Source organism: Vibrio sp. 2134-1 (genome assembly GCF_033339495.1).
In genome coordinates this window covers 1-567 of record NZ_JAWOUS010000763.1, presented here as the reverse complement: position 1 = coordinate 567, position 567 = coordinate 1, and the positions used below count along the sequence as shown (strand labels likewise).

Here is a 567-nt window from a genome sequence, read left to right as displayed (position 1 = left end):
TTGACAAAAAATGTTCTCTTAACGACGGTTGTCAGTATGGTGGCGTTTCTTCTTTTGCGCGTTTGGCTTTAATCAGCCACCCACTCAATTTCTAACAAGGTGACGTCGCCACATTTTAAGCGTCCAAGGAAGACGTCGCCTTGATGGACTTCGCCAACCCCTTGCGGCGTTCCCGTCATCACCACATCACCGTCTTGCAAAGTTGTGTAGCTACTTAGCTCATCCAAAATCGCAAATGGCGGATACAGCATCTGTTGTACGTGGCCTTTTTGCACACGAACACAGTTAATCAATAGTTCTAAGTTAAGGTCATGAATATCAATGCCTTCAAGAGGCACAAAGCGGCTAAAAACCGCAGAACCATCAAATGCTTTTGCTCGCTCCCAAGGCAAGCCTTGCTTTTTGAGAGAAGATTGCAGACCGCGTTTCGTCAGATCTAGCCCCAAACCCACGGCGGCGTATTGACCGTCTTTGATTAGAAAGCAGATTTCCGCTTCATAATGCAAAGGTTCTTGATGAAATGAGCGTAAGATCGTCGATACAGAGGTAGAAGGTTTATTAAACACC

General features: G+C 45.9%; 1 protein-coding gene and 1 pseudogene. One reads left to right on the top strand and one right to left on the bottom strand.

Annotated elements, in window-relative coordinates; all coding sequences use genetic code 11:
* A pseudogene (locus tag R7R78_RS28410) lies at positions 1-72 on the top strand (AzlD domain-containing protein); the annotation flags it as partial.
* Here R7R78_RS28410 and R7R78_RS28405 read toward each other — a convergent pair.
* The coding region (locus R7R78_RS28405) for a fumarylacetoacetate hydrolase family protein (RefSeq protein ID WP_225474887.1) at positions 69-567 on the bottom strand (499 nt) is incomplete at its 5' end. The pseudogene R7R78_RS28410 and the gene R7R78_RS28405 sit on opposite strands and share 4 nt — an antisense overlap.